This is a genomic window from Mycobacterium sp. TH-M15 (genome assembly GCF_057473705.1).
In genome coordinates this window covers 1-2,962 of sequence record NZ_JBYCLB010000689.1, presented here as the reverse complement: position 1 = coordinate 2,962, position 2,962 = coordinate 1, and the positions used below count along the sequence as shown (strand labels likewise).

At 69.4% G+C, this 2,962-nt stretch carries 2 protein-coding genes; both read right to left on the bottom strand.

Annotation, left to right across the window (positions count from 1 at the left end; all coding sequences use genetic code 11):
- The coding region (locus AC2VNT_RS16915; RefSeq protein WP_486947956.1) for a molybdopterin-dependent oxidoreductase at positions 1-2,176 on the bottom strand (2,176 nt) is incomplete at its 3' end.
- A 17-nt stretch (positions 2,177-2,193) separates the two neighbouring features.
- On the bottom strand, positions 2,194-2,962 hold a 769-nt coding region (gene nrfD, locus AC2VNT_RS16910), incomplete at its 5' end, for an NrfD/PsrC family molybdoenzyme membrane anchor subunit (RefSeq protein ID WP_486947955.1).

The following is a 2,962-nucleotide window of genomic DNA, read 5'->3' as shown; positions in this document are numbered from 1 at the left end:
CCCACGCGGCCAGCGTCGGCGAATAGAACTCCAGCAGGCCCGACGGCGTGGTGAACCCGCGCAGCAGCCGCCCGTCCACCTGCACCCCCACCGCCCGCCGGCCCGCGGCGTCGGGTGCGGGTGTGGCCTCGGGCACGATGTTGACGTGCTCGGGTTCGGGGGCCGCGGTGTACACCCGCCCGGCCGCGTCGACGTACGAGCCGGCCAGCTCCGCGTCCGGGATCTCGTGTTCGTAGACCGCCCCCACCCCGCGCGAAATCTCGAAAGCCCCGTAGCGGCGCATGAATTCCAGCGGGGTGAGGTCCTCCTGCGCCGCCCGCTGCGGCAAGCCCGGCACCGAGTTCTCGAACATCCAGCCGTAATACTCGTCCACGGTGAGCTTTTCGCCGGGATGAGCCTTCGACTCGTAGTAGCGGCGGATGCCGAGTTCGCCGTCGGGGTCGATCCGCCAGCACAGTTCGATCCAGAACTCGTTCTCCTCCCACACCTCGCCGGGGTTGACGTCGCGGGTGTCGGTGACGGTCTCGCCGAGCCGCTGCCGCGCGGTGCGCAGCACCGGCTGGCGAAAGGCCAGCCACTGCCCGTCGTACTGCTCGTAGGAGTGGGTGTCGTGGCGCTCGGAGGAGTGCCCCATCGGCAGCACCCAGTCGGCCAGATACGCCGACTCGCTCCAGGTCGGTGTGAGCGCCACGAAGCAGCCGACCGCCTGCTCGTCGGTGAGCACCTCCATCCAGGACAGCCCGTCCGGGTTGGTCCACACCGGGTTGTAGACCCGGATGAAGTAGGTGTCCAGCCGGCCCCGGCCGTCTTTGATCAGATGCGGCAGCAGGATCGACATCTCGTTGTGCGCCAGCGGGTACTCCGGCGGCCAGCTCAGCTCCTGCCAGACCGGCGGGTGCGGCGGGTTGTGGATCGGCTTGGGCACGAACTTGTTCCACGTGTTGAGCGACGTACCTCCCTCGGTGCCGACGGCGCCGAGCAGCGCCGACAGCAAAAACAGGGTTCGCGACACCTGCCAGCCACCGAGGTTCGACGCCGCCGCCGAGCGCCAGCAGTGCGCCGCGAACCGACTGCCGGCACCGGCCACGGTCTCGGCCACCGCGCGCAGGGTGTCCGCCGCGACGCCGGATTCGGCGGCGGCGAACTCGAAGGTGTAGGCGTCGTAGAGCCGGCGCAGCTCGCCCTCGAACGCCTCGAACGTCGCCGGCAGCTCCGGTGCGCAGGTTTGCAGGTATTGGCGCCAGTTCCACCACCGGCGAACGAATTCGCGGTCATAGCGGCCTTCGGTGACCAGGTGGCGGGCGATGGCCAGGTTGATCGCGGCCTCGCTGCCGGGCTGCGGGGAAAGCCAGTGGTCGGCGTGGGTGGCGGTGTTGGACAGCCGGGTGTCGAGCACGATCAGCTTGGCGCCGTTGGCGCGGGCGTCGGTGATCCGCTGAGCGTGCGGGTTGAAGTAGTGCCCGGTCTCCAGATGCGAGCTGATCAGATAGATGACTTTTGCATTGGCGTAGTCCGGGCTGGGCCGGTCGATTCCCGCCCAGAACGCCAGGCCGGTGCGCCCGCCGGCCGAGCAGGCGTTGGTGTGCGAGTTGTGGCCGTCGACACCCCAACTGGACAGCACCCGCTCGGTGAAACCGTCCTCCCCCGGCCGCCCGATGTGCACCATGATTTCGTTGTTCCGGTGCTCGGTGATCGCGGCCCGCAGCCGGTGCGCCAGCGCGTCCAAGGCCTCGTCCCAGCTGACCCGCTGCCACTGGCCGCCGCCGCGGGGGCCGACGCGTTTGAGCGGGTAGAGAATCCGGTCCGGGTCGGTGATCTGGTTGATCGTCGCCGGCCCCTTGGCGCAGTTGCGGCCCCGCGAACCCGGGTGTTCGGGGTTGCCTTCGAATTTGCGGACGTGCAGATCGTCGCGGTCGACGTAGGCTAGGAGGCCACAGGCGGACTCGCAGTTGAAGCAGGTTGTCGGCACCAGCAGGTAACTGTGCTCGACGCGGCGCGGCCAGGACCGCGAATCCAGCTCCACCCAGTTGTCCCAGCGTTCCTTCGGCGGGAAAGCCGCCAGGTGCACCGCGCTGGGCCCCTGGTAGAAGGTTTCGCCGCGCGACTCGACGGCGTGCCGAGCCGCCGACACCCGCCGGGCGCGCTCGTCGATGTCTTCTGCCGTGTGTTTGCGCACCGATCCCCTCTGTGGTGTCAGGCCAGCGGAACCGACTGCCCCGCTTGGATGTAGGCATGTTCGTGAGCGAGCAGTCCGAAAAGCGCGAACGGGGTGGCGACCCATCCGATCCACGGCGCGGCGATCGCCACCGCGACACCGCCGATACCGGCCCAGAAGAACGGTGCGAACCGGCCCCGCACCATCTCCCGGATCGCCAGATGGGCGTGCGCGGTGACGTGCGGCAGCGCCACTTCGGCCCAGGTCAGCAGAATCTGCGTCGCCGCGGCCGCGACGACGATCTCGGTGGCGACCAGCGTCCGGTGCGGGGCGTAGCCGGCGGCCGCGGTGAACGGCAGCAGGCCGGCCGCCCCGGCCAGCACCGCCTGCACCGTCAGATGCAGTGGGAGCAACGCGCTCTGCCACAGATCGCGGGCCTTGGCCTGCGCGAACAGAAAAGCGGTGTAGCCCGCGGTGCCCAGCGCCAGCGGCACCGCGACGATCCCACAGAGCCGTTGCAGCCAGCCCACCCCGACGACGACGGCCAGCAGGTAGAGGCAGAGGATCGCGCCGTAGCCGCTCATGATGAATGCCCCGCGCACCAGCCAGCTGCTCCAGTGCGGCCGGGTGAAGATCAGGTAGAACCGCAACGGGTGCTTGAGCTCCCCGATCAGCACAACACCGGTGATCGCCAGGAAAGCCAGCGAGCCGAGGGGGGCAACCCATGTGGTCAACGGGTCGCTCCAGGAGTTCTCGCCGATGAGCGTCAGGGCGATCGCCACCAGCAGCAGACCGGCGGCCAGGCTC